The organism is Sphingomonas sp. BL-S-30 (genome assembly GCF_055521475.1).
Genome location: NZ_CM145481.1, coordinates 1,034,739 through 1,058,631, shown reverse-complemented (window position 1 = coordinate 1,058,631; position 23,893 = coordinate 1,034,739). Strand labels below are relative to the sequence as shown.

The window sequence follows — 23,893 nt, the reverse complement described above, 5'->3', positions numbered from 1 at the left end:
TGTTCGCCGAGCGTGAAAAAGGGAATTCGCGCCGAAACGGTTCAGAATGTCCCGATCACGCGCCAGCCGCCTGCAAGATGGCCTCCAGCATCTGGCGATGCTCGGGTCGGCGCATTTGCCGCGCGAGCGCCAGTCCCGGACCATTCACCAGCGTGGCGGCAAGCGTGCGGGCCTCTTCCTGCCTGCCGAGCAAGTGTGCGCTCACGCACAGGCCGAGCGCCGTCGGCGGAAAGCCCGGCGTCGCACGGTCCGCCTCGACGAAGAAGTGATAGGCGTCCTCGATCGTGCCGCGCTGGAGCGCCGCGAAGCCGATACCCGACAGCGTCTGCCCAAGCGCGCCGGTCGCCGGGTTGATCCGCAGCGCCAGCTCGAACCGCTCGGAGGCACGCTCGGCGTCGCCGCGCAGCACGTCCACCCAGCCGCCCCAGAACAGCGTCGGCTGGTGCGCCGGCAGCAGATGCAGCGCCCGGGCGACGATTCGATCGGCCATCTCCAGGTCGCCGCCGATATTCATCAGCGTACCCGCACAATAGCCCAGCGCCTCCACATTCTCCGCCCCGAAGCGCATCGCGGCCTGATAATTGCTGATCGCCCGGCGCAGCGTCGCCTCGCGGTCCGGCGAATAGTTCATGAGATAGGCGATGCTGCAACAATAAGCTGCGAGCGAGGTGGCCCAGGGGCAGGTCGGATCGTCATTGACCAGCTGCAAGGTCAGGTCGAGCGCCTCGGCGATCGCCTCCTTCTCCCAGCTGCGGAACAGGGCATTGGCGCGCCAATAACGTTCATAGTCGCCGGAGATCGGGCCAGTCAGGCGCAGGCTGCGCTGGCGTTCGGCATGATCCACCTTGGTCCATATCTGCGGTGCGATCTTTCCGGCGATCGCCTGCTGGAAGGTGAAACTGGCGTCGATCCGGCCGATAAAGGTGTCCGACCAGAATTGCTCGCCGTTCAGCCCGTCGATCAGCGATGCGAGCACGCGCAGATTGTCGCCGTCGCTCAATATCGTGCCGTCGAGCAGATAGCGCACGCCCAGTCGGCTGGCGATCTCGGGGCGCGACCGCCCCTCCTCCGCCAGGAGGCGCGAAGCGTTGCTGGAGACGATGAAAAGTTGCGGAAAACCACTCAGGCACACGCTGATCTCACCTGCCAGCCCGATGCCGAGCCAGGCCTGGGGATCGGGGCCGAGCACGGTAAAGGGGAGGACGGCAACCGACGGCTTGGGCGGTGGCAACGGCCGCGTACCCAATGCCAGGGTCTCGCGCGCGGTCGGCACGGCGCCGCCGAAGATCTCGTCGGCGCTGGGCAGCGGCTCGGCAGGCTCGGGCAGCGCCAGTTCGATCATGTCGCGCACGCGCTCGCGCTCCTCGCGCAGCCAGTCCTCGAATTCGTCGCAATCCGGCAGATCGATGCCTTCCAGGAAATCGCCACCGAAGCGGGTGCGGGCATCGGGCGCGCTCACGCCGAGCGCGAACACGTCGACTTCCAGCCGGTCGATCGCCAGCGCCACCCGTTTGGTCTCGCAGATCAGCAGATCGCTCGCGCCATGATCGGACAGCACCCTGCGCAGATTGGAGAGTTCGCGGCGCAGGCTGTCCTGTGCCTGTTTGGGCGCGCGAGCCCCCCACAACATCGCCTCCAGCTTGCGGCGGGCGCGCACGCCGCCCGACGAAACGACGACGATCGCAATGAGCGCGGCGGCTTTCTGGCTGCTGATCTCGATGCGGCTGCCATCGGGCGCAAAAAGCCCGAAGGGCCCCACCAGATTGAGCCGATAGCGCTGCATCCCCAATTCCCCGCCCCCACGGCCGATGCCGGAACCCGTTACGCAGCGACGCCCGTTTCACGCTTTTCGGACTCTGCGCCGCTTAAAGCCCCCGGCAACGAGTGAATCCTTTCCTAACGCCAAAGAGGGGCAACCGAAATGCGAATCGCGGCAATCATCTCCGTCCCGGTTCTTTTGGGGGGGTGCGTCCATCTGGGCGCACGACCGATGCAGTTTCGCTGCGGCGACATGCTCAGCGGCAACATCGAGAGCTATCAATCCACGCCGCTCTTCGCGGAACTGCAGCGTGACGCCGGATATGACGAATGCCCAAACGGGCTGGACGGCAAGCCGGATTGCAGCGGAATCCGGTCGTTCCAGATCGATGGCAGCGGGAGCGATCCGATCATCGAGGCGCTCAAGGGCTGGGAGGACCGGCGGGCGAGTATCCTGTCGGACAAGCGAGCTGCGCCGCTGGAATTGCCAGTGCTCATGCTCTCCGGCGGTGGCAGCTGGGGGGCGTTCGGGGCCGGCTATCTGAACCAGCTCGGCAAGCGGGACTGGGCGGTGGTGACCGGCGTGAGCACGGGGGCGCTGCAGGGGCTGTTCATCGCCGCCAACGACTATGCGGGCCTGGAGGCCGCCTATCGCATCAAGGACGAGAGCGAGCTGTCAAAGAAGAACGGTCTGCTCCGCATGCTGTCGCGTGGATCCGAGAACGACATCACGCCGCTCCGGGCGAAGGTCATGGCCTATCTGCTCCCGCTGGATGGCTCGGAATCGCCGTTGCTGCGCATCGCCCGCCCCGACAGCCCCGCCCTGTCGGTTGCGACGGTCGAAGCGCGCAGCGGTGACCTGAAGGTAGTGCACATCACCCGGCTGGTGCGCCAGGCAATCGCCACCAACCAGCCGCTGTCCCGCGTGGCCGAATGCGTCGCCGGCGCCGCGATCGCGTCAAGCTCCATCCCGGTGCGGCTCACGCCCGTGCAGATCGACGGGCATAGCTACACCGATGGCGGCGTGCGCAGTTCGGTGTTCGATACCGGCATCGGCGAGCGGATGACGAAGTTCCTGGCACGCCCCGATGCCCGCGACCGGCCGCACCTCTATGTGATCCGCAACGGCCCGACGATCGTCTTCCGCGACGCCGATGACAAGGACCATCCCGGCATCGCCGAAGTCGATGCAAGGCCGGATATCCTGCGCCTGGGCCTGCGCGGCTATTCGACGATCGTGAACCAGAACGAGCTGATGTCGATCGCGAGCCTGCGCATCAACTATCCGAAGGGGCCGATCAGCGTGATCTCGGCCGACGGCTTCAACGCGCCGCGCCCCAAGCCGGGCGACATCTCGCACCCGGCCGGCGAAGTGCCAGTGATTCCCCCTTCCTGCGGCCCCCGCCCGGCCGCGCTGTTCGACAAGACCTTCATGAACTGCCTGGCCGATTGGGGGCGGTTCAAGGCCAGGTACGGGCCTGACTTCATTGCGCTGTCCGAGCTGGAGATGAAGCACCTGCCCGCCACCCCCGGTGGCCGCTGAACCGATCCGTGAAGGAGCAAGCGATGCCCAAGATCACCTATGAGTCCAATGTGGACTGGTCGAACTTCCACTATACGCTGGGCGTACCGACGCCACAAAACCCCGTTCCGCACCTCCAGATCAGGAGCCTGGCCCATATCGATGCGAGCGATGTGACGATGCCATCGGGGCTGGCCCGCTTCGCGGCGACCGGGGCTGTATTGTTCGACTATCTGGCCAAACTCGAAGCGCAGAATCCCGCACCTCCGACCGGCTTCGCCGCCGGCACCACCGGCAAATGCTGGAGCTTCGCGCCGTTGATCGGCACGCCTGACGCACAGCTCGATGCGCTTGGCCTCAAGGGGACCGAGATGCTCGCCGAGGACGAACGCGACCCGCGCTGCCGGTCGGCCGCCGATTTCGTGGCGCTGACCAGCGGGGGGACGATGTTGCGCGACCTCGCCGACTGGGCGGAAAGCAGGAACCGCACGATCCACACCAGCGGTACCTTTTTATGGCCCAGCGTCGCCGGATCGATCGGCACGTCGAGCCATGGCTCGCGGCTCGGCTTTGGCGGTATCCAGAATATGGTGCTGGGCCTGCACCTTATCGTCGGCAGCGGCGAGCATGTGTGGATCGAGCCGGCGTCAGCGCCGCTGCTGAGTGCCCAGGGTCTGGCCAGGCTGGCGATCAACGGCAAACCGCCCAGGCTGGTGCGGGACGATGATCGTTTCGAGGATGCGCTGGTCCATCTCGGCGCGATGGGAATCGTCAACGGTATGGCCCTGGAGCTGACGACCAACGACCATTTCACGGTGATGCGGCGCGTCGACATCCTGCAGCCCGCGTTGCTGACAAGCATCGCCGCCGGCGACTTCACCGCCATGGCCCAGCACCTCGGCTGCAAGGCCGCGCCGCTGTTCTACGAGGTCACGATCAATCCGCACGCGTTGTTCGACGACGTGTCCACACACACCATGTATTTCCGCACCAGCCGCGCCGCGTTCGTCTCGGAATCCGCCAACATCCAGCATCCGGACCTGGTGCTCATGGAACTCGGCGATCTGCTCGTCAACGCGGTGGCAAACGCACCGGCCACCATTCCGATGGGCTTCGCCACCAAGGCCGCCGGCACCGTCCCGGCCTGGGTTTTCTCGCTCCTCATCAACGCGCCGTCGGCCTTCGCCCGGTATCTCGGCATGCAGCATTATGACATGATCAATGGCGACTTCGATCCGGACGGCGCAGACGCACCGGGACCGTTTCGCTGGAGCCAGATGCATGACGGGGAAATCACGGGCGACCGGCCGGGCGCGCTGTACAATGCCTCCTTCGCCGTCCCGCTCGAGCAACTTGCGCAGGTGCTGCCGCTGCTCTGCGCTGCCGTAGGGGATTTGCCCCCGTCGTTCGTGTTCACCGTGCGGTTCGTCGAAAAGGCATGCGGCACGCTCGCCTTCACTCGCTTCGAGAAGAATGCGGTGATCGAGATCGACGGCCTGTCGCCGCTGATCTGCGCGATGGCCCATGCGACAGTCAAACCGACCTTGTCCTACGCCGCGGACCTGAAGGCCGCCCTCGAACTGCTCGCCGACACGCTGCCGCAAGGCGCCAAACTGGTGCGCGACACGCTGGACGGCAACCACATCCCCTATTCGATGCACTGGGCCAAGCGGGGCGAGCTCGACAAGAACAAGGTCTATGCCGATTATGGCCACCCACAGCTAAAGGACTCACTGATCCGCCAGTGGCGCGATACGCGAGACGCGTTGCTCACCCCGTTCGGCAAGCGCGTGTTCCGCAACCGGGCGGTTGTCGACTATGGCCTGCTCGATCCCTGAACAGGGCAAGGCGCCGAGAGCAAGGCGAGCCGCGCCAGGAGTTTCAGCCAGGGCGGGATTCCGCTCGACCAGGCAAGCGTGGATCGCTCAGCCTCGCGCCCTGGGGGCGCCGCCCGCCCGCCATTCCATGCGCCACGAAGCGCCGGTGTCCGCCGTCTTGCGAAAGCCGATGCGGCGATAGAGGTGGATGGCGCGGCTCATCTTGTCGACGTGCAGGCTGACGCTGCGCCCGCCCTCCGCCGCGGCACGCTGCACCGCGGCGAGAAGCCCGGCGCCGAGACCCTGGCCGCGCCATTCGGGCAGGACGCTGATATCGACCAGGCGCAGATCGGGGCGCCCCGCCGCCTCGGTCCGCCAGAGGTCGATGCGGCCGATGGGCCGATCCCCGGCGAGCACGACGAGACGCTGCCCGCCGAGCATATGGTGCGCGTCGAAATGGCGGCACTGGAGATCGAACTGGCTACTCAGGAAAAGCGCGGCGGACAGCGGATCGAGCCCGGCAGCCGCCACTTCCTCGGCCCGGGTGCTGCGGTAGAGGTCGCGCAGGAACGCCAGATCCTCCGGCTGCCGCAGCCTGAGGCCGATCCCGCGCGCCTGCCACTCGGCCGACAGCGCCAACCACGGGCCACTCGGCCCCACCCGTCCGGCCCCGATCAATCGGGGCGCGGCGGGTAGGTCCCGTCGTTGCAGATATAATAGGCCATGACGAGATAGGGCTGGATGTTCGGGTGCGGATCCGTGCCCCCCTGCGCATTGCCATAGCCCACCGAAACCTTCACCCCAAACGCCGTATCGTTGGTCGCCGGTGGAATATCATAGGCTTTGATGGTCTGGCCCGCAGCCGTCAGCGGCCGGCTCAGGAACGACGTCCCGACCAACGACGGCGGCGTACCGGTCGTCTGCGCGACGCCCGTCATGCCCGCTATCCCCGCGCTCGACACCTTGGCGGTGACGACATGGGTATGGGCCGGCGCCTCGTTGAAGACCAGCGTCACGGTCTCCTGCCCCAATGCCCCGGCAAAGGTATAGGGCGTGCCCGTCTTCGCGGTTCCGAAGCTCAGCGGGATGCGGCCGTTCAGATTGGGCACGTTGAAGTAGTTCTTGTTGTCCCCGCCGAACCTCGACCCGAGCAAACTGAACAGCGCCTGGTTCTGCGGCAGGTTGACCTGCTGACCGCTGCAGACAATCCACCCGATCGGGGCATAGCCGAAAGGAAACATGCGAATTTCGCCAATGAAAGCATCAGCCATAAAAATCTCCCGTGGTCAGGATCACGTGTTGAAGTCGGGATAGGTGCCGTTCACGGCCATCACATAGGACAGCACGAGACTTGGCTGCACATTGAGGTGCGGCTGGTTGCTCCCGCCGTTCGTGATCACGCTCCCCGGGGCGAGAGTCACCGTCGTGCCGGCCTGGGATTCGTTACAATAATAGAAATCCGATCCGACATTGGCCGGCGCGTTGCTCGACGCGGGTATCATGGCGGTCGCAGAGCTGCTCAGGGCCGATATCGTGTGCGTATGCGGCGGCACCGTCGCCAGGGTCAGCGTCACCAGCTCCGCCCCGGCGGACTGCCCGAGCGCATAATTGGTACCGCCGCCCGTGGTCTGGCCCTTGTGGACCGGGCTGCGGCCGCGCAGATCGGGGATACCGAAGGTCGAGACTCCGTCGCCGCCATAGGCCGTGCCAAGGAGCGAAAACAATGCCTGATACTGCGAAATGCCGAGCAGGCGACCGTCGCAGGGCAGAAAATTGACCGGCGCAAATTGATCGAACGCCAGAAGGCGAATTTCGCCCAGGAAATAATCCGACATATATTCCTCCGCTTGATGGGGAGCACTTCAATTGCGCGCCGGCCAGAGGCCGCGCGTGGCGATGCAGATCTGCACCGCGAGAATCGGCTGCCGATTTTCATGCGCCCCGCCGCCGCCCACCGAAGAAAAGGTCGAAGGGTGCAGCGGCAGCCAGCTGGGGTCGTTGGGATTCCCGGGCGCCGGCGCATAGAGATTGAAGGGCTGAATTCCCGTATTGCTGGCGAGCGCCTCCCCGATATAGTTGTTGGCGGGGCCGCTCGCCGTCGTCGTCGTGGACTGCGACGCAACGACGACATGGACATGCGGCGGGGTTTGAGTCGCCGTCAGCGTCACGCCTTCCGCGCCCCCGGTCTTCCCGAGCTGATAATTGGTCGGACCGGCGTTCGATTGGCCCTGGGCGACGGCGACGCGGCCCCGCAAATCGGGCAGCGCGAAATTGACCTTGCCGTCCCCGCCATAAGTGTTGTGAATGAGCGCAAAGAGCGCCTGATACTGCGTTATGGTCAGGATCTGGCCCTCGCACGGTAGCCACCCTACGGGCGTTTTTCCGAACGCGAACAGCCGCAATTCACCAACAAAATTTTCAGACATCCACTCCCTCCCACCGATTATCCTCTGGCGATTTCAACCGCACGTAACTTCACAACCTTGGCGCTCCACATCTTTTACAACAAGAAATGGTGCAATTTGTTCAGGAAGTCCGTTTTTAATCACTGCGAACAGAACAGATTTGATAACGGCTGCCATCATCAAATGCGACTATTGCCCGCCCCATTACGGGTGGGGCAGGTTCTTGAGATGAACCGGAAGCTGCGGTAAGTCCGATGAGACATAGGGAGAAAAACAAGCTTGCCGCAGCGCGACGAGCTTCGTAAATCCCCGGCGGTCCGTTACGGCAACTAATTGATATGACGGGAGTGATGATGACCGAACAGCGCAATACCGACGCTCTTGTGGGCCAGCGCGCGGCCGATGCCCCGCCGGCCCTTTGGGTCACCCCGCTCCAGTGCGTGACGGTCTTTTCGGTTGTGGAGTTCACCGAAGGTGGGGCGTTTCCTCCCAACGACGACGGTAACGGCACCTGGACGACATCCTGAGCAGCCAGAGATAAGCCGGCACCTGGATCACTCTCCAGGCCACGACGTCTTCGGCACGTCTTGCCGGGACTTTCGATGGAGAGCCGAAGATCCGTCGTATTGGGATTTTACTTCATCCTTTACGTCAAGATGATCTTTCAATACAGCCAGTCGAGACGCGCGACATCTTTCGGAGATGGCGCATTTCTGGTACGACGATGCTCTCCCGATCATCGGCCTCGCGATTGGCGGGAGGCCTGCTCGGCGGCGCCCACCATGACTTTGCAGGGCCGACCATGACCCGCGCGCCATCGACACTGCCCGCATGACGGAATTCCGCGGCTATCTCGCCTTCGAGCGGGAAGAAGGCTCACCGGACGATCGAGCGCGGGCGGGCGCGGGATTCCTCGCGGCCGGTGTCGGGCCGCCGCGCGCCTGGTTTGACGAGCATGCAGCGCTGGCGCTCGCTCAGCGGATCGTGACCGAGGAAGATCGCGGAGAACGCCAGCCGATCGAGGACCCGGCGGGGCGCGTCATCCTGTTCAATGGCTATCTGTTCGACCCTTCCGGGATGAGCGCGGCCCTTGGCCTGCCGCCGCGATCGCCCGATTCCCGGATCGCCGCGGCGTGGATCGAGCGATATGGTTTCGACGAACTGCACCGGCTGAAGGGCGACTATGCCTTCGCGCTATGGGATCCGAACCGGCGGCAGATGCACCTGGTGGTCGCGCCGATGGCGATCCGGGTCGTCTATTGGCATGCGCGGCGGAAAGGCTTCTGGTTCGCCACGACCTTGAGCGCGCTCCACCAGTTCCCGAGCCTTCCCCGGCAGCTCGATCCGTTGCAGCTGGCGCTTCACTTCACCGCTCACGTCGCCGATCCAGCGGATACGCTCTACCGGCAGATCCGGTTGCTGCCGCCGGGAACGCATCTGGCGGCCGATGCCCGAGGCGTGCGGGAACGGGCCTTTTGGCGCCCCGACCCCAGCCGCCGCCTGACCTTGCCGACACCGCAGGCTTATGTCGAGGCGGCACGCGAGCGCCTGGACCAGGCAGTGCGGCGCCAGCTGCGCGGCGCGAGGACGCCGGGCGTGCTCGCCTCCGGCGGGCTCGACAGCGCGGCGGTCGCAGCCACGGCAGCGCGCCTGATCGCGCCGGCGACGCTCCAGACCTATACCGCCGAGCCGCCGCCGGGACATGCGCTCGAAAGCACCCAGGGCCGTTATGATCGCGAGCGGCCGCATGTCGAGGCGCTCGCTGCGCGCTACCCGAATCTCGACGCCCGTTTCTGCCATTCGACCGAGCCAGCGTCGTTCGAGAAGGACCCGACCGCCCTGTTCGTCGCCGGGGGGCGCATGCAGTTCATCGCCAATCACATCGGCTGGTTCGACGCGGCCTATCGCGCCGCCCGAAACGACGGGCATGTCGCGCTGCTGACCGGTGCGATGGGCAATATGACGCTGAGCTTCGATGGCCTGCGCGGGCTGGGCGACTATGCGCGGGCCGGGCGGCTGGACAAGCTCTTCCAGCTCCTGCCCGGCGCGGCCCGGTTCCGGCAGCAATCATTGTTGACCATGATCAAGGCATATGTCCTCGCGCCCTCCCTGCCCTCTGCCGTGCGCGACGGGCTGTGGCGCCGGCTACATCCCGACGAGCGCCCCTGGGTGCGCTATGCCGCGATTCGCGCCACCTTCGCGGCGGAGGTCGATCTGGAGGCCATGCTGCGCGCCTCGAAGGTGGACGCGCATTATCAGATCAGTCCCGACAGCCGGAAACTGGCGGCCCATTTCCTGCAGACGCAGCGGATCCGCATTCTCGAGACGCTCGGCACGCTGAGAGCCTTTTACGGTTTCGAGTTGCGCGACCCCCTGGCCGACCCCGATCTCGTCGATTTCTGCCTGGCGATCCCGCGCGACCAATATCTCCTGGGCGGGGAACCGCGCAGCCTCGCCCGGCGCGCGCTGGCCGACCGGCTGCCGCCCGCCCTGATCGCCGAACGGCGCCATGGCCAGCAGAACCCGGAATGGTTCGCCCGCCTGTCCGTCCAGCGCGCGCGTTTCGCCGACGAGATCGACCGGTTGAGCCATGTGCCGCTCGCCGCCGAGATGCTGGATCTGCCGCGGCTGAAGCAGTTGATCGACACGTGGCCCGCCGATGCCGCCGCGGCGGCGGCCCGGCGCTTCGACTATGAGCATCTGATACCGCGCGCGATCCAGACCGGCCGCTTCATCCGCTGGGCCGAGGGCAGCAATCAATAGGCCGGGAGATAGCCGAGGCGACGCATGACCGGTCCGTGATCGGCCTCGATCCGCGCGACCTGGTGCGGTGTCAGCCGGTCGCGCCAGCCCTGCACCCGGCCTTCGCCGAAAAACGCCCGCCCTTCCCATTCAGTGAAGCCTTTTTCCGCCTCCTGTGCGCGCAGCGTGTCGAGCGTGGTGGCCGCGATCGCCAGCCGCGCGGCCCGGGGATCGAGCGGCAGGGCCAGAGCGGCGAGGATCCCGGCCAAAGCGCTCTCCGGATCGGCGCGCAATGCTTCGTACCGAACGATATGCGCCGGGAAGGGCCGCGGCGCGCACCAATCCTCGACATTCTCGCTCCAGCTGCCCCAATGATCGAACAGCTGCGGTCGCAGGCGATGGCGCGACCGCTCCATCCGCTGGCCGGGCGTGCCCATCACCGCGATGGCGGCATCGACGCTCACGTCCAGATGCCGCGCCAGCGACAGCGCCACGTCGCGCGGATCGCGCACCAGATAGATCGCGCCCGATGTCAGGTCGGCGGGGAACAGGCTGGCGATCCCCGCAACCGGCCTCCGCATTTCATGAGTCTTGAAAAAGACCGGCGGCGTCTCGGCCCGCGCCCAGGCGCGCAGCGCGGCAAGGCGCCAGGCCAGAATCTCGTCCTCGGTCAAATCCGCCGACGCGATGCCGATATCCTCGTCGAACTGCGCGCGATCCTTGCCCCGCCGGCCGGCCAGCGCGATCGCATTGATGTCGACCGCCTCGCCCCCCGCCAGGCAGGATTGCAGCAGCAGCCGCAGCCAGGTGTTGCCCGATTTCGGGTAGGAAGCGAGCCAGTAGATGCCCGTCATGGCGGCGAGGTCAGCGAGGCCAGGATCGAGTCGACCAGGCGCGGAAGATCGGCGAGATCGTCGCTGCGCGTCGCCTCGACCACCGGGGCCGCTTCCACCAGCCGGGCCATGCCCCTGAACATCAGCGCCTGCTGGCCGAGCCCGAGCCCCAGCTTCCAGCGGTGCACGAGATCATAGCGTCGCAAGGCCTCCAGCCCGCTCAACCGCCGGAGGCGCGGTGGCCCGGACGCGTGGTTGGCGCGCAGGAACAGGGTGCAGACGGGCGATAGCGGATCGGGCTGGAAGCCGGTTTCGCCAAGGGGGATATGGTATTTCTCCAGCTCCTCCCGGCTGCGTTCCAGGCCCAGGGTGGCGATGGCGAGATGATCGGCCGAATCCCGCCACAGCTTCAGGCGCGGAAAAGCGGGACGGATTTTCGGCCCGTCCGGCCCGTCCAGGTCAAGCGCGCAGAGATCGTCGCCGAGCAACCGATAGCCCCGCTGGGCGAAGGCGGCGGCGAGCGTCGATTTCCCCGCGCCGGAATTCCCCGACAGCAGCAGGACGTGGCCATGGATATCGACCGCGCTGGCGTGAAGCGGCACCAGCCCGCGCTGAAAGCAGAGGATGGCGAGCACCGACCCGAGCAGGAACACGCGGATATCGGGCGCCTCCAGCGGCAGTACCGGCTGGATGATCACCCGCCGCCCGGCCTCGACCCAATAATCCGCCACCGCCGGAATCGTCACGCGCACGCCGGCCGGCAGGATCTGCACGGCGGGGCTGAAAACCGGCTGTTCCGGATCGAGCGGCGGCACCGCGCCGATCTCCACGGCAAGGTCCGGGTCGCGGGCATTGCCCCGCCACGGCAGCAGATCGGGAAGCGGCAGGGCGCTTCGCACGCGCCAGCCGAAAAGACCGTAATCGTTCATGCGCTCCGGCAGCTTTCGCCCCCGCGCGGAAAAGCGGGAGAAATATCGACGGTGGGACATTTTATCCGACCATGAATGCCGGACGATTCCTATACTGTGCCGATGGCAGGTCCGAAAGGGTTCGACACGATGATGGCAATGGACAGGGTGGTCGTGCGCAAGGACGGGATCCTCGATGCGCAGCTCGGCGCGGAAACCGTGCTGATGGGCGCCGACAATGATCAATATTACGCCCTGACCGCGACCAGCCGCGATATCTGGCATCGGCTGGAAACCCCGACCCGCGTCGGCGATCTCTGCCAGGCGCTCGCTGAGGCCTATGGCGTACCGGTCGATACGGTGGAGCCCGACACGCTGGCGTTTCTCGACTTTCTCGAGGCGGAGAGGTTGCTGGACTGAAGCCAGGACCGCAGTTGCTCTGTGGGCGTTGCCGTCTTGATAGCGCCCCGCGACGCCTGCAAAGTCGGTCGTGACCGACAATGCGGGAGCCGTTCTTGACCGACCGTATCGCCAGCCTTTCGGAGCGCGAACGAGAGGCGTTGCGGCTCCTGTTCGCTGGCCACGACGCCAAATCGGCCGCCAATGCCCTCGGGCTTTCAGTGCACACGGTGAACGAACGCCTGCGGGAGGCACGGCGCAAGCTCGGGGTGTCGAGCAGCCGCGAGGCGGCGCGCCTGTTGTGCGCGACCGATGCGGAAGTCCCCAAATTCCTTGGGGACAAGGATATCGGGGTTGGCGACGGGATCGCCGCCATGGCTGTTCGCCGTCGGGACGCGATGCGGACCGCAGGCGGCAACCGCCTGCTCCTCTATGCAGGTGGAGCACTACTGATGATATTCCTGACTCTGTCCTCGATCATGTTCTGGGTCTCGGCACCCGACCAGAAGAACGAAGGCCCGGTCCCCGCCGCTGCACCCAGGGTCGTCGCGACCTATCCGGCGCGGGATAGCACGATCCCGTCCGGGTCGCTCACGCTCTCGGTCACGTTCGACCAGGCGATGCGCGACGGGAGCTATTCCTTCGTTCAGATGTCGGAGGAGACCTATCCGACATGCGAGCCGCGCCCTCAGGTTTCAGCGGACCGGCGGACCTTCACGCTCCGTTGCACGACCTTGCCGGGCCGGAAGTACGAAATCTGGTTCAACCGGGCGCCCTATATGAACTTCAGGTCCGTGGCGGGCACGCCCGCCCAGCCCTTCCAGCTGCTGTTCAGGACGCGCTGACGAAGGGGTCAGTCGCCGTCGCATAATGCGCCATCGCCATGGTGGTGAGCTGGGCGTTCACGCGGATGCAGCTCGAAAAGGTGCTGGCGTCAGTGACCAGCACATTCGCCGTGCCGTGGACGCGGCACTCCAGGTCGATCACGCCCTTTTCCGGATCGGCGTTGCGCGCGTTGCCGCCCTGGGGATGCGAGCTGGACAGGGTGACGTCGTCCGCCTCGCCGATATGTCGGTCGAAGAACGCATCCACGTCCTCGCCCCGGTGCAGGGTCTGGCCGCGGGCGAGGGCTGGATAGACCTCGGTCGCGCCGGCGGCGAAATGCACCTTGGCGAGCGTGCCGAGCGCGCGGCGGAGCAGGGGTAGCTCGACATCGGCGCGGAGCTTGAAGTGGAGCGAGCCGCCGATCAGCCGGCCCTGGCGGTCGGCGGGGAAGAGGATGCCCGCCGAGGCGAGCTTGTTGTAGTTGAGCATCCGTTTCGCATGGCGGCCGAACCAGCCGGGCATCAGGGTCGACATGCTCATCGGCGGCTGGAAATGCGATTCGAGCAGGAAGTCGCCGCGATCGACATAGGTCGCCATCTGGTCCTCGTCCCAGGCGCGGACCTGACCCGGCATCAGCGCCACCACCGGGCAGGCGATGTTGAGCGAGATGCCCTCCCCCGTGCCTTCGATGCCGCTCTTGTCGAGGATCCGGCTCGACGCCATCGTGCCGGCGGCGACGACCACGCCCTTGGTCGCCGCGATGGTGCGGCGGCTGCCGTCGGGGAGCAGGACCTCCACGCCGGTCGCGACGCGGCGCCCGGCGAGATCGGGATCGCCCCAGACGATCTTCTCGACCCGGGTCTCGGGCAGGATGCGGGCGCCCGAGCGGCGCGCGTCGATCAGGAAGGACTGGGCCATGCCCTGCTTGCGCCCGTAAGGGCAGCCGGTGTTGCAATAGCCGCAATAGGCGCAGTCCGCCTTGAGGCTGCGCGGACCATAATTCTTGCTGAACCAGAGCGCGGGGGCAGCGGTGTCCATCGGATCGGTGCTGGCGGCGGCGTGCGTGGCCCAGCCGTTCAGCAGATGCGTGCCGTTGTTGCGGCCGGCCTTCGGATCGATCGGTTCGATGCCGAGCCGGGTCTCGACCGCGCGATAGGATTCCTCGAACCGCGCGACGTCGACCGGCGCGCCGAGCGCGGCCCAGGTGGCGAACACGTCGTTCGCATGCGGGTGCGTGAGGCCGTCCTGCTTCACGCGAAGCGCAATGCCGTTGTTGATGACGGTCGAGCCACCGACGCAGTGGCCCTGGAAGACGACGATGTCATGGTCGCGGCTGGTCTGGACGCCGCCGTCGACGAACAGCCGCGCGGTCATACGGCGTTCCTCATGGGTGAGCGCGCCCGAGGGGAAATGCGGGCCGGCCTCGATCACCAGTACATCGTGGTGACGGGCGAGATTGGCGGCGGAAACGGCACCGCCGGCGCCCGAGCCGATGACGATGATCTCGGCCGAGGCCGGCGCCTCGGCGGGATCGAGCACGTCGTCATGGCCGAGGTCGCGGCCGGGAAAGGGCGTGATCGCCACCTCGCCCAGCCCGCGCTTGCGCTGGTGGGGAAGCTCGAAGCCGATCGCCTGGAAGACCGGATTGGCGTCATTGTCGGCCTCTGCCGCGCCGATCCAGTGGCCGTAATAGCCGGCATAGATGATGCCCCGGATGCGGGCGAGATCCTGCATGAGGTTGTTGCGGCTGCGCTGGAGCCGCTTCGCCACGCGCCGCTTGCGCCAGGCCGGACCCATCAACAGGAAGAAGGGGCCGCCCATCAACAGGCAGATCAGATAAAGGGTGAAGCCGATCTCGCGCGGCTTGCCCCCTTCGACCATGCCGAACTGATGCTGGAGATTGGCGACGACGCGTTCGGGCGGGATCTTCATGTCGACGCCGTGGAACAGCGCCTCGGTCAACGCCTTGAGGATGACCGCCTGCAGCGGATTGAACGGTTCGCGCATCGCCGATTGCCCCCTTGGTCCCGGTCGTGACGCTAGCGGAGCGATATTGCAGCGGCGAGGGGGATGCGTCGGAAGTGCGACCGAATGGTTTTCCGCTTCGGCCGGAGAAGCGGTGCTGTGACGACTGCGCCCTGTCGCTGCGCGCACGTCCCGCTGAAGCCCACGAGCATGGACTAAATCGCCCCCGAGATCGTCGCCTGCCGACGATCGGTGACCTCTGGCGCGAATACCGGGGTGGTCGACGTCAGCGCACTGAAATCGTCGGAATTCACGCCGGCGCGCCCATTGCGGACCTCGGCGGACACATTCTCGGGCTCGAAAAACCTCGCGGCAGCGTCATGGCATCGACATGCCGACGGACTGCGTAAGCTGTCCATATTCGCGATCACGCGTCGCGTACTGCTTGCTGGCGTATCAAGATTTTGGCATGCTCCAGCCATGGAAACTGAGAAATTACCGTTCTGCAGTCAGCCTTGGACCACTCTATACGTCCAATGGGATGGTCAAGTAACCAGGCCTTGCATTCGTGGGCCTCAGAATATGGGCTCGCTCGATTCCATCTCCGACATACGGAGTTTGTGGAACGGCGCCTCCTTTCAGAGCGTAAGGGATTCGGTGGCACAGGGCAGCCGATTAAATGCCGCCTGCCGCTCATGCTTTTCTTCGCCGACACGCACAATAGATCATTTGAATAGCTTTGGGCGTAATATTGGCGGAGATTTTGGTTTTGATAAAGTTGCGAATTATTATGACGTTTATGATTCGTGGTCTGGCGGCGTCGTTAATCCCAACACGGGCCCCATAGTCATTGTTATGGATATGAGCTCAAAGTGTCATATTCGTTGCCAGAAATGCTTTGTTTATCATTCCGATATGCAATACGGCCTCGGCCATATGCCCGACTCCGTTTTCGACAAGGTCAAACCCCTATTTAGAACCGCACTTGAGGTTATCGGCCATGAGAATGGCGAATGCATGCTACACAAACGGTTCATCGAAATGGTTCGCGAAATCAAGGCGAACGGATGTCGCTTTATGTTCAATACCACCGGGCAGCTAATTACTCCGGAGCGCGCTGCTGAACTTGTCGACCTCGGCGTTGACAAGATCATGCTTTCAATTGATGCAACCGAGCCGGATACCTACGCGTATTTACACAAAGGTGGAACGATAGAAAAGACGATGCTGGGCATCCAAGCCATTAATGAAGAGAAAGCCAGACTCGGGGTTAACATGCCTCGTCTGGGCTGGTATTTCGTGGCCTGCAAGTCCAATATTGATCAGCTTGTAGCCGCCGCACGATTAGCGGTGGAATTGGGTTTTGGCATGATGTTTGTTACTCACCTAAATAAGCCAACGGGAGAGCAGTGGCGCAGCTATTTTGACTTTTATCGAAGTGAAAGTCTGTTTAGCGACCCTGTGACCCAGCAACAGTTTGTCGACGCCGTCAATGAGGCCCGGTCAATCGCCGAAGGAGCCGGGCTTGAGTTCTTCTCTGGCTCTGCCGACGCGTAGGGCAGCCCAGCTACGAACCTCAAGGCTGATGATTCGTGGAAGACGCATCGAGCCACCTCATCTCCCTCATAGATAGCAGCCCCAGCGAGCCGTCGGGCTTTGCCCCGTAAGTTAAGCCGTAACCCGGCTCTCCCGTGACACCACGCAATTTTGCCGTTTCGATAGCTGTTGCTCCTATCGACGCCCCTAGCCCCTGCCGCCCTCCCCCGCTAAAGCCCGCGGGCATGAGCCAGATCACCCCCGAGATCGTCGCCCAGCATGGGCTTTCCGTGGAAGAATATGAGCGCGTGCTGCACGCCATGGGGCGCGAGCCGAACCTGACCGAGCTTGGCATCTTCTCGGTGATGTGGTCCGAGCATTGCTCGTACAAATCCAGCCGCATCCATCTGAAGAAGCTGCCGACCACCGGCCCGCAGGTGATCTGCGGCCCGGGCGAGAATGCGGGCGTGATCGATATCGGCGACGGGCAAGCGGCGATCTTCAAGATGGAGAGCCACAACCACCCATCGTACATCGAGCCTTATCAGGGCGCGGCGACCGGCGTCGGCGGCATATTGCGCGACGTGTTCACCATGGGCGCGCGGCCGGTGGCGAATCTCAACGCGCTGCGCTTCGGGCGGCCCGATCATCCCAAGATGCGGCACCTGATCGCCGGCGTCGTCCATGGCATCGGTGGCTATGGCAATTGCGTGGGCGTGCCGACGGTGGGCGGCGAAGTGAATTTCCACCGCGCCTATGACGGCAACATCCTGGTCAATGCGATGACGGTGGGCGTCGCCGAGCAGGACAAGATCTTCTATTCGGCCGCCTCCGGCGTGGGCAATCCGATCGTCTATGTCGGCTCCAAGACCGGGCGCGACGGCATTCACGGCGCGACCATGGCCTCGGCTGATTTCTCCGAGGATTCGGAGGAGAAGCGCCCGACGGTGCAGGTCGGCGACCCGTTCACCGAGAAGCTGCTGATCGAGGCGTGCCTGGAGCTGATGGCGTCGGATGCGATCGTCGCGATCCAGGACATGGGCGCGGCGGGGCTTACCTCCTCCTCAGTCGAAATGGCGTCCAAGGGCGGCGTCGGCATCGAGCTGGTGATGGACGCGGTGCCGCAGCGTGAGACCGGCATGACGCCGTACGAGATGATGCTGAGCGAGAGCCAGGAGCGCATGCTGATGGTGCTCAAGCCCGGCCGTGAAGCGTTCGCCGAGGCGATCTTCCACAAATGGGAGCTGGATTTCGCGGTCATCGGCCATGTCACCGACACCGGGCGGATGGTGCTGAAATGGCAGGGCGAGACCGTCGCCGACATTCCGCTCGGGCCGCTCGCCGACGAAGCGCCGGCTTATGACCGGCCCTGGGTGAAGACCCCGCCGCCGGCACCGCTGACCAACGTGCCCGACACGAGCGATATCGCGGCCGACCTGCTCAAACTGATGGGCTCGCCCGATATCGCCAGCCGGCGCTGGATCTGGGAGCAGTATGACCACATGGTCGGCGCCGACACGGTGCAACGCCCGGGCGGCGATGCGGCAGTGGTGCGCGTGCACGGAACGCAGAAGGGGCTGGCGATCACGACCGATTGTACCCCGCGCTATTGCTATGCCGATCCCTATGAGGGCGGGAAGCAGGCGATCGCCGAGGCGTATCGCAACCTCTCGGCGGTCGGCGCGAAGCCGCTCGCCACGACCGACTGCATGAATTTCGGCAACCCGCAGCGGCCCGAGATCATGGGCCAGTTCGTCGGCTGCATCGAGGGCATGGCCGAGGCCTGCGCTGCGCTCGATTTCCCGATCGTGAGCGGCAATGTGTCGCTGTACAACGAGACCAAGAATGACGACGGCACCGGGAGCGCGATCCTGCCGACCCCGGCGATCGGCGGCGTTGGCTTGCTCGACGACTGGTCGAAATCGGCGACGATCGCGTTCAAGGGCACGGGCGACGTGATCCTGCTGGTCGGCACGCGGCGCGGGCATCTGGGCCAGTCCTTGTGGCTGCGCGACGTGCATGGCCGCGAGGAAGGCCCGCCGCCGCCGGTCGATCTCGCCGCCGAGCGTCGGAACGGCGAGTTCGTGCGGGCGCATATCGCCTCGGGCGCGTTCACCGCGGTGCACGACGTGTCCGACGGCGGCGTCGCGGTGGCGATCGCGGAGATGGCGCTGGCGAGCGGCATCGGCGCGATGCTGCATGCCCCCCTGCCCTGTGGCGTCGCCTGCTCGTTGTTCGGCGAAGACCAGGGGCTGTATGTCGTGACGGTCGCCGACCATGCGCTGCTCGACACGCTGGCGGGCGCCGGTGCCGCGGGGATCGAGGTCGAGCGGATCGGGCGGACCATTGCCGGCCGGCTGATCTTCGAGTTGCCCGACGACGACCATGTCGTGACCCTGGCCGATCTGCGCGCGGCGCATGAGGGTTTCTTCCCGACCCTGATGGGCGATACGATCGTCTGAGCCCTTGGCGGAGACCGGCCCGGATCGGTCCGAAAATGCGTCAGCTCGGCATGGACCTTGGCCGTTGCGGCCGGTAGCTTCCCTCACCGCACATGTGCAAACCGGGGGACTGCATGACGACGACGGAAGAGGCAGCCGCGTTCGCCGGACCGCGCAGGATTGCGACGCTCGACGTGATCCGCGGGGTCGCGGTGATGGGCATCCTGATCATGAACATCGTGGCGTTCGCGATGCCCGAGGTCGCCTATATGAACCCGGCGGCCTTTGGCGGGCATAGGGGCGCCGATCTGGCCGTGTGGGCGTTCAACTTCGTGCTGGTCGACGGCAAGATGCGCGGCCTGTTCTCCTTCCTGTTCGGCGCCTCGACCCTGCTGGTGATCGACCTGGCGACAGCGAAGGGCGAGAGCCCGGCCAGGGTGCATTTCTCGCGGATGTTCTGGCTGTTCCTGTTCGGCGAGGCGCATCTGATCCTGCTCTGGTGGGGCGACATCCTCCACCATTATGCGCTGATCGGCTGCATCGCGTATCTGTTCCGCAAGGCCGCGCCGTACAAGCTGGTGTCGATCGCGATCCTCCTGCTGCTGGTCGAGTTCGCGCTGATTTCCTCCGTGACGGTGAGCGTGCGCGCGAGCGAGATCGCGATGCAGGCGCCCAAACCGAGCGCCGAGGCCGTGCGCCAATATCAGGAGTTCCAGCGCGGATTTGGCGTACCGACACCCGAGGCGCTGGCCAAGGACCTGGCGCTGCATCGCGGGCCCTATCCGGCGCTGATGGCGCACCGGCTGGACAAGGCGCTGACGACGACTTTGCAGACCGTCGCCTTTGTCGGGGCGGAGACATTGGCGTATATGCTGCTGGGCATGGCGTGCTTCAAAGCGGGGATGCTGACCGGGGCGTGGGACCGAAGGCGGTATCTGCGCTGGATCGCGATCGGCTTCGGGACTGGTGTGCCAGCCTATATGGCGCTTGCCTGGTACGTGGCCTCGCACGATTTCGCGCTATTCCCGCTGGTGCTCGGCGCGCTGGCATTGCCCACGCTGGTCCGGCCGCTGATGATCATCGGCTGGGCCTGCCTGATCGTGCTGCTGGCGCAGCGCGGCGGCGCCATCGTCACGCGGATCGGCGCGGCGGGGCGCATGGCCTTTTCCAATTATCTCGGCACCAGCATCGTCTGCACCACCTTGTTCTACGGCTATGGGCTCGGTTGGTACGGATATCTGTCACGCGCGCAGCTCTATCCGGTGGTGATCGCGGTGTGGGTGCTGATGCTGCTCTGGTCGAAGCCCTGGCTCGCCCGTTTCCGATTCGGTCCGCTCGAATGGCTGTGGCGATCGCTGGCGCGGATGCGGTTCCAGCCCATGCGCGGGGCGGCCGGGGACAATTAAGTCTTCTGCGACTGATGCGCAAAAGCGCTTGCGACTGGTTCGCATTAGCCCTAGATCAGGGTCAGGCGAGGGAGCACCCATGGTCGTTTGTATCTGTAATGCGATTCGTGAGCAGGATGTGCGCGAGGCAGCGCGCGGCGGCGCAAAAAGTGCCTGCCAGGCCTATCGGACGCTCGGCCGCCAGCCGAAATGCGGCCAGTGCGTACCGTTCGCGAGAGCCATTATCGACGAGGAACGTGCGGCTGCGTAGCGTTCGCAGGCACAGAAAACCGCAGATTTCCGCCATTTTTCGCCTGTTCGGAGTCCGTGTTCTGCGTTAGGTTACGCAGGCATTACGGAGACACGACATGAAGGGCGACCCCAAGGTCATCGACTATCTGAACGAGGCGCTCAAGAACGAGCTGACCGCGATCAACCAATATTGGCTGCATTACCGGCTGTTCGATCACTGGGGCGTGCGCAAGCTGGCCGAGTTCGAGAAGCACGAATCGATCGACGAGATGAAGCATGCCGACATGCTGTCGGAGCGCATCCTGTTCCTCGACGGCCTGCCCAATTTCCAGCTGCTCGGGCGCCTGCGCATCGGCGAGACGGTCGAGGAAGTGCTGAAGGCCGATCTCGCGCTGGAGATGGAGGCCCTGCCGCTGCTGCGCGACGCGATCGAGCATTCCGAGAAGGTCCGCGACTATGTCAGCCGCGACCTGTTCCGCCGCATCCTCGACAGCGAGGAAGAGCATGTCGATACGCTGGAGCGCCAGTTCGAGATGATCGAGCGCATGGGCATCGCCAATTATGTGCAGCTGCAGAGCAAATCCGCGGATGAGGATGGGTGAGGCGGAAACGCCTGACGTGAAATAACCGTCACCCCGGACTTGTTCCGGGGTCCATCGGGCAACAAGCGTTATGGTAGCGGATCCAGCCCGAACCCCACCGCAAGGTCGTTCCATGCCGGATTGTCGCGCTCGATCAGGTTGATCCGCCAGTCGCGCGGCCATTTCTTGATCGTTTTCTCGCGCGCGATTGCGCCGTCCATCGTGTCGCCGACCTCGAACCAGACGAGGCGCTTGATATTATAGCGTTTGGTGAACCCATCGAACATGCCGTCGCGATGCTGCTGGATGCGGCCGACCAGGTTCGAGGTTTCGCCCGTATAGACGCAACCGTAAAAGCCGCTGGCCAAGATATAGACGCAGGGCTGCCGTTCTCTCACGAGCGACATCTATCGCCGAAACATGGATGCCGGAACAAGTCCGGCATGACGGAGGATTGAGACCTCAGCCTTTTTACCGCGCCGCCTCGTTCGACAGGCCGTAGAAATCAAGCGTCTGGGGGGTCACCCAGCCATAGGAGTAGTTCAGCAGGAAGATGCCGAACAGGATGGTCGCGACGATCGTCACCCGCAGCGCCGTGCGGCCCACGCGGAATTCATGGGGCGCGCTTTCGGCCTGGCCGGGCACGCGCTCGGTTCCTGCCTCGTCCGCCGTCCTGACCCCGAAGGGCAGGACGAGGAAGACCGACAAGGCCCAGAACAGGAAGTAGATCGCGAGCATCGACGGCCAGCGCATCGGATCAGGCCTCGATCAGCAAGACGTCGACAATGGGCTTCTTGCCGGTCCACCGCGTCGCGACGCGGCGGGCCGACAGGCGAATATCCTCGCGCAGCCGGTCGCGGTCGCGGCCGCCCTTGCGGGTCGCCTCGATGACCGCGTCGATCGCTTCGTCGAGGAAGGGATCACGATCCTCCTCGACCGGGATGCCCTGAAGCCGGACCTGGGGCTGGCCGATCATCTTGCCGCCGCGATCGATCGCCACCGCGACCGACATCTGGCCGAACAGGCCCAGCTTGCGGCGTTCGTTGATCGTCGCGCCGTCACCCGGCAGGATCACGTCGCCGTCGAGCACCAGCCGGCCGACATGGGCATGGCCGAGCTTCTCGGGCACGCCGGGCGCGAGCCGGACGATATCGCCATTGGTCTGCACCAGCGCGCGCGGAATACCCTCGGACAGACCGAAACGCGCCTGCTCCATCAGATGGCGCATCTCGCCGTGCACCGGCATCAGGATCTCGGGGCGGATCCAGCGATACATCGCGGCCAGCTCGGGCCGGCCGGGATGGCCCGAGACATGGACATGCGCCTGGCGCTCCGTGATCATCTCGATACCCTTGGTGGCGAGCTGGTTCTGGATACGGCCGATGGCGACTTCGTTGCCCGGAATCTGCTTCGACGAGAAGACGACGGTGTCGCCGGCATCGAGGCTGATCGGGTGCGTGCCCGAGGCGACCCGCGCCAGCGCGGCGCGTTCCTCGCCCTGCCCGCCGGTCGCGACGATCAACACCTTGTTGCGCGGCAGGCGCATCGCGGCATCGGGATCGACCGTTTCCGGGAAGTCCTTGAGATAGCCGGTCGCGCGCGCGACCTTCAGGATGCGGTCGAGCGAGCGGCCGGCGACGCAGAGCTTGCGCCCCGTCTCGCGTGCGACCTGGCCAAGCGTGTGCAGCCGTGCGGCGTTGGAGGCGAAGGTGGTGACGAGCACGCGGCCCTTGGCCTTGGCGATCACGTCGGCCAGGCCGACGCGGACCTCGGCCTCGGAGCCCGAAGGCTCGGGATTGAAGACGTTGGTCGAATCGCAGACGAGCGCGAGCACGCCCTCGTCGCCGATCACCTCGAGCTGCTCCGGCGTGGCCGGCTGGCCGAGCACGGGGGCAGTATCGAGTTTCCAGTCGCCGGTGTGGAAGATGCGGCCGTACGGCGTGTCGATCAGCAGCGCGTTGGCTTCGGGGATCGAGTGCGACATCGGCACGAAGTTCACGCCGAACGGGCCGATATCGACGCGCTGGCCGGGCTTCACGATGTTGAGGCGTACGCGATCGGCGTTACCCTCTTCCTCGAGCTTGCCGTGGATCAGGCCGGCGGTGAAGGGCGTCGCGTAGAGCGGCACGCCCAGATCCTCGGCGAGGTAAGGCAGCGCACCGATATGGTCCTCATGACCATGGGTGAGCACGATGCCGACGAGATTGTCGATCTGTTCCTCGATAAAGGCGAGATCGGGCAGGATCACGTCGATCCCGGGATATTGGGGGTCGGCAAAGGTGATGCCGCAATCGACCATCAGCCACTTGCCGCGGCAGCCATAGAGATTGACGTTCATGCCGATCTCCCCCGACCCACCAAGGGCCAGGAAGAGGAGTTCGTTATTGGGAGTCACTTAGTTTTTGTTCTTTCTTGTCGTGGAGTCCACGCGAGTGCGGGGACGTACTGGATGCGCGGTCAGCGCTGAATAATATCGCGATGGAGATGGCGGTAACGCCACGGGACCCCTTGCCGGGATCGCACA

24 protein-coding genes are annotated in these 23,893 nt (G+C 65.1%); 11 read left to right on the top strand and 13 right to left on the bottom strand.

Going from position 1 to position 23,893, the window contains the following annotated elements:
- Window positions 1–55 precede the first annotated feature (55 nt).
- Window positions 56–1,783, bottom strand: a complete 1,728-nt coding sequence (locus ACZ1I5_RS04790) for a hypothetical protein (protein WP_465172592.1) — start codon at window positions 1,781–1,783, stop codon at window positions 56–58.
- 207 nt (window positions 1,784–1,990) lie between these two features.
- Here ACZ1I5_RS04790 and ACZ1I5_RS04785 point away from each other — a divergent pair, with 207 nt between their 5' ends.
- The gene (locus tag ACZ1I5_RS04785) at window positions 1,991–3,301 is read left to right on the top strand and encodes a patatin-like phospholipase family protein (protein ID WP_465172591.1); all 1,311 of its coding nucleotides are present in this window, start codon (window positions 1,991–1,993) and stop codon (window positions 3,299–3,301) included.
- Between the two features lie 23 nt (window positions 3,302–3,324).
- Window positions 3,325–5,118: a hypothetical protein gene (locus ACZ1I5_RS04780; protein WP_465172590.1), complete on the top strand. Its 1,794-nt coding sequence runs from the start codon at window positions 3,325–3,327 to the stop codon at window positions 5,116–5,118.
- A gap of 87 nt (window positions 5,119–5,205) precedes the next feature.
- Here ACZ1I5_RS04780 and ACZ1I5_RS04775 read toward each other — a convergent pair whose 3' ends face one another.
- From ACZ1I5_RS04775 to ACZ1I5_RS04755, 5 genes are read right to left on the bottom strand one after another with little or no spacing between them, the layout of a single operon-like run.
- Window positions 5,206–5,736, bottom strand: coding sequence for an N-acetyltransferase family protein (locus tag ACZ1I5_RS04775; protein ID WP_465172589.1), 531 nt, complete (start codon window positions 5,734–5,736; stop codon window positions 5,206–5,208).
- 35 nt (window positions 5,737–5,771) lie between these two features.
- The gene (locus ACZ1I5_RS04770; RefSeq protein ID WP_465172588.1) at window positions 5,772–6,368 is read right to left on the bottom strand and encodes a phage tail protein; all 597 of its coding nucleotides are present in this window, start codon (window positions 6,366–6,368) and stop codon (window positions 5,772–5,774) included.
- Window positions 6,369–6,389: 21 nt separating this feature from the next.
- Window positions 6,390–6,932 carry a phage tail protein gene (locus tag ACZ1I5_RS04765; RefSeq protein ID WP_465172587.1) on the bottom strand — a complete coding sequence of 181 codons (543 nt, stop codon included), beginning with the start codon at window positions 6,930–6,932 and terminating at the stop codon, window positions 6,390–6,392.
- 27 nt (window positions 6,933–6,959) lie between these two features.
- Window positions 6,960–7,523, bottom strand: coding sequence for a phage tail protein (locus ACZ1I5_RS04760; protein WP_465172586.1), 564 nt, complete (start codon window positions 7,521–7,523; stop codon window positions 6,960–6,962).
- A 33-nt stretch (window positions 7,524–7,556) separates the two neighbouring features.
- Window positions 7,557–7,682 carry a hypothetical protein gene (locus ACZ1I5_RS04755; protein ID WP_465172585.1) on the bottom strand — a complete coding sequence of 42 codons (126 nt, stop codon included), beginning with the start codon at window positions 7,680–7,682 and terminating at the stop codon, window positions 7,557–7,559.
- Between the two features lie 170 nt (window positions 7,683–7,852).
- Here ACZ1I5_RS04755 and ACZ1I5_RS04750 point away from each other — a divergent pair, with 170 nt between their 5' ends.
- Both ACZ1I5_RS04750 and ACZ1I5_RS04745 read left to right on the top strand, forming a co-directional pair.
- On the top strand, window positions 7,853–8,029 hold the full coding sequence (locus ACZ1I5_RS04750; protein WP_465172584.1) for a hypothetical protein: 177 nt from the start codon (window positions 7,853–7,855) through the stop codon (window positions 8,027–8,029).
- A 304-nt stretch (window positions 8,030–8,333) separates the two neighbouring features.
- Complete coding sequence (locus ACZ1I5_RS04745; RefSeq protein ID WP_465172583.1) at window positions 8,334–10,265, top strand: asparagine synthase-related protein; 1,932 nt, start codon at window positions 8,334–8,336, stop codon at window positions 10,263–10,265.
- On the opposite strand, the gene ACZ1I5_RS04740 is transcribed toward ACZ1I5_RS04745, so the two are convergent.
- Together ACZ1I5_RS04740 and ACZ1I5_RS04735 are read right to left on the bottom strand one after the other, a co-directional pair.
- On the bottom strand, window positions 10,259–11,098 hold the full coding sequence (locus ACZ1I5_RS04740) for a sulfotransferase domain-containing protein (RefSeq protein WP_465172582.1): 840 nt from the start codon (window positions 11,096–11,098) through the stop codon (window positions 10,259–10,261). The genes ACZ1I5_RS04745 and ACZ1I5_RS04740 overlap by 7 nt on opposite strands.
- Window positions 11,095–12,006: an HPr kinase/phosphorylase gene (locus ACZ1I5_RS04735; RefSeq protein ID WP_465172581.1), complete on the bottom strand. Its 912-nt coding sequence runs from the start codon at window positions 12,004–12,006 to the stop codon at window positions 11,095–11,097. Before ACZ1I5_RS04735 ends, ACZ1I5_RS04740 begins: the two co-directional genes overlap by 4 nt.
- A 102-nt stretch (window positions 12,007–12,108) precedes the next feature.
- Between ACZ1I5_RS04735 and ACZ1I5_RS04730 the strand changes: the two genes are divergently transcribed.
- Both ACZ1I5_RS04730 and ACZ1I5_RS04725 read left to right on the top strand, forming a co-directional pair.
- Window positions 12,109–12,405, top strand: a complete 297-nt coding sequence (locus ACZ1I5_RS04730; protein WP_465172580.1) for a PqqD family protein — start codon at window positions 12,109–12,111, stop codon at window positions 12,403–12,405.
- Window positions 12,406–12,500: 95 nt separating this feature from the next.
- Complete coding sequence (locus tag ACZ1I5_RS04725; RefSeq protein ID WP_465172579.1) at window positions 12,501–13,229, top strand: helix-turn-helix domain-containing protein; 729 nt, start codon at window positions 12,501–12,503, stop codon at window positions 13,227–13,229.
- Here ACZ1I5_RS04725 and ACZ1I5_RS04720 read toward each other — a convergent pair.
- Window positions 13,216–15,216, bottom strand: a complete 2,001-nt coding sequence (locus tag ACZ1I5_RS04720; RefSeq protein WP_465172578.1) for a GMC family oxidoreductase N-terminal domain-containing protein — start codon at window positions 15,214–15,216, stop codon at window positions 13,216–13,218. The genes ACZ1I5_RS04725 and ACZ1I5_RS04720 overlap by 14 nt on opposite strands.
- 173 nt (window positions 15,217–15,389) lie before the next feature.
- The gene (locus ACZ1I5_RS04715) at window positions 15,390–15,521 is read right to left on the bottom strand and encodes a hypothetical protein (RefSeq protein ID WP_465174040.1); all 132 of its coding nucleotides are present in this window, start codon (window positions 15,519–15,521) and stop codon (window positions 15,390–15,392) included.
- Window positions 15,522–15,654: 133 nt separating this feature from the next.
- Here ACZ1I5_RS04715 and ACZ1I5_RS04710 point away from each other — a divergent pair, with 133 nt between their 5' ends.
- The 5 genes from ACZ1I5_RS04710 to bfr all read left to right on the top strand — a co-directional run bounded on the left by ACZ1I5_RS04710 (window position 15,655) and on the right by bfr (window position 21,390).
- Window positions 15,655–16,731 (top strand): radical SAM/SPASM domain-containing protein, encoded by a 1,077-nt coding sequence (locus tag ACZ1I5_RS04710; protein WP_465173892.1) that lies wholly within the window; start codon window positions 15,655–15,657, stop codon window positions 16,729–16,731.
- A 224-nt stretch (window positions 16,732–16,955) separates the two neighbouring features.
- Complete coding sequence (purL, locus tag ACZ1I5_RS04705; protein ID WP_465172577.1) at window positions 16,956–19,172, top strand: phosphoribosylformylglycinamidine synthase subunit PurL; 2,217 nt, start codon at window positions 16,956–16,958, stop codon at window positions 19,170–19,172.
- Window positions 19,173–19,285: 113 nt separating this feature from the next.
- Window positions 19,286–20,557, top strand: coding sequence for a DUF418 domain-containing protein (locus ACZ1I5_RS04700; protein ID WP_465172576.1), 1,272 nt, complete (start codon window positions 19,286–19,288; stop codon window positions 20,555–20,557).
- A gap of 79 nt (window positions 20,558–20,636) precedes the next feature.
- Window positions 20,637–20,807 (top strand): (2Fe-2S)-binding protein, encoded by a 171-nt coding sequence (locus tag ACZ1I5_RS04695; protein WP_372852469.1) that lies wholly within the window; start codon window positions 20,637–20,639, stop codon window positions 20,805–20,807.
- 97 nt (window positions 20,808–20,904) lie between these two features.
- Window positions 20,905–21,390, top strand: coding sequence for a bacterioferritin (bfr, locus tag ACZ1I5_RS04690; RefSeq protein ID WP_465172575.1), 486 nt, complete (start codon window positions 20,905–20,907; stop codon window positions 21,388–21,390).
- A 68-nt stretch (window positions 21,391–21,458) separates the two neighbouring features.
- On the opposite strand, the gene ACZ1I5_RS04685 is transcribed toward bfr, so the two are convergent.
- The 3 genes from ACZ1I5_RS04685 to ACZ1I5_RS04675 all read right to left on the bottom strand — a co-directional run bounded on the left by ACZ1I5_RS04685 (window position 21,459) and on the right by ACZ1I5_RS04675 (window position 23,764).
- Window positions 21,459–21,776, bottom strand: a complete 318-nt coding sequence (locus ACZ1I5_RS04685) for a GIY-YIG nuclease family protein (RefSeq protein ID WP_465172574.1) — start codon at window positions 21,774–21,776, stop codon at window positions 21,459–21,461.
- Between the two features lie 64 nt (window positions 21,777–21,840).
- Window positions 21,841–22,122, bottom strand: coding sequence for a DUF1467 family protein (locus ACZ1I5_RS04680; RefSeq protein WP_465172573.1), 282 nt, complete (start codon window positions 22,120–22,122; stop codon window positions 21,841–21,843).
- A gap of 4 nt (window positions 22,123–22,126) precedes the next feature.
- Complete coding sequence (locus ACZ1I5_RS04675) at window positions 22,127–23,764, bottom strand: ribonuclease J (RefSeq protein ID WP_465172572.1); 1,638 nt, start codon at window positions 23,762–23,764, stop codon at window positions 22,127–22,129.
- Between the last annotated feature and the right edge of the window lie 129 nt (window positions 23,765–23,893).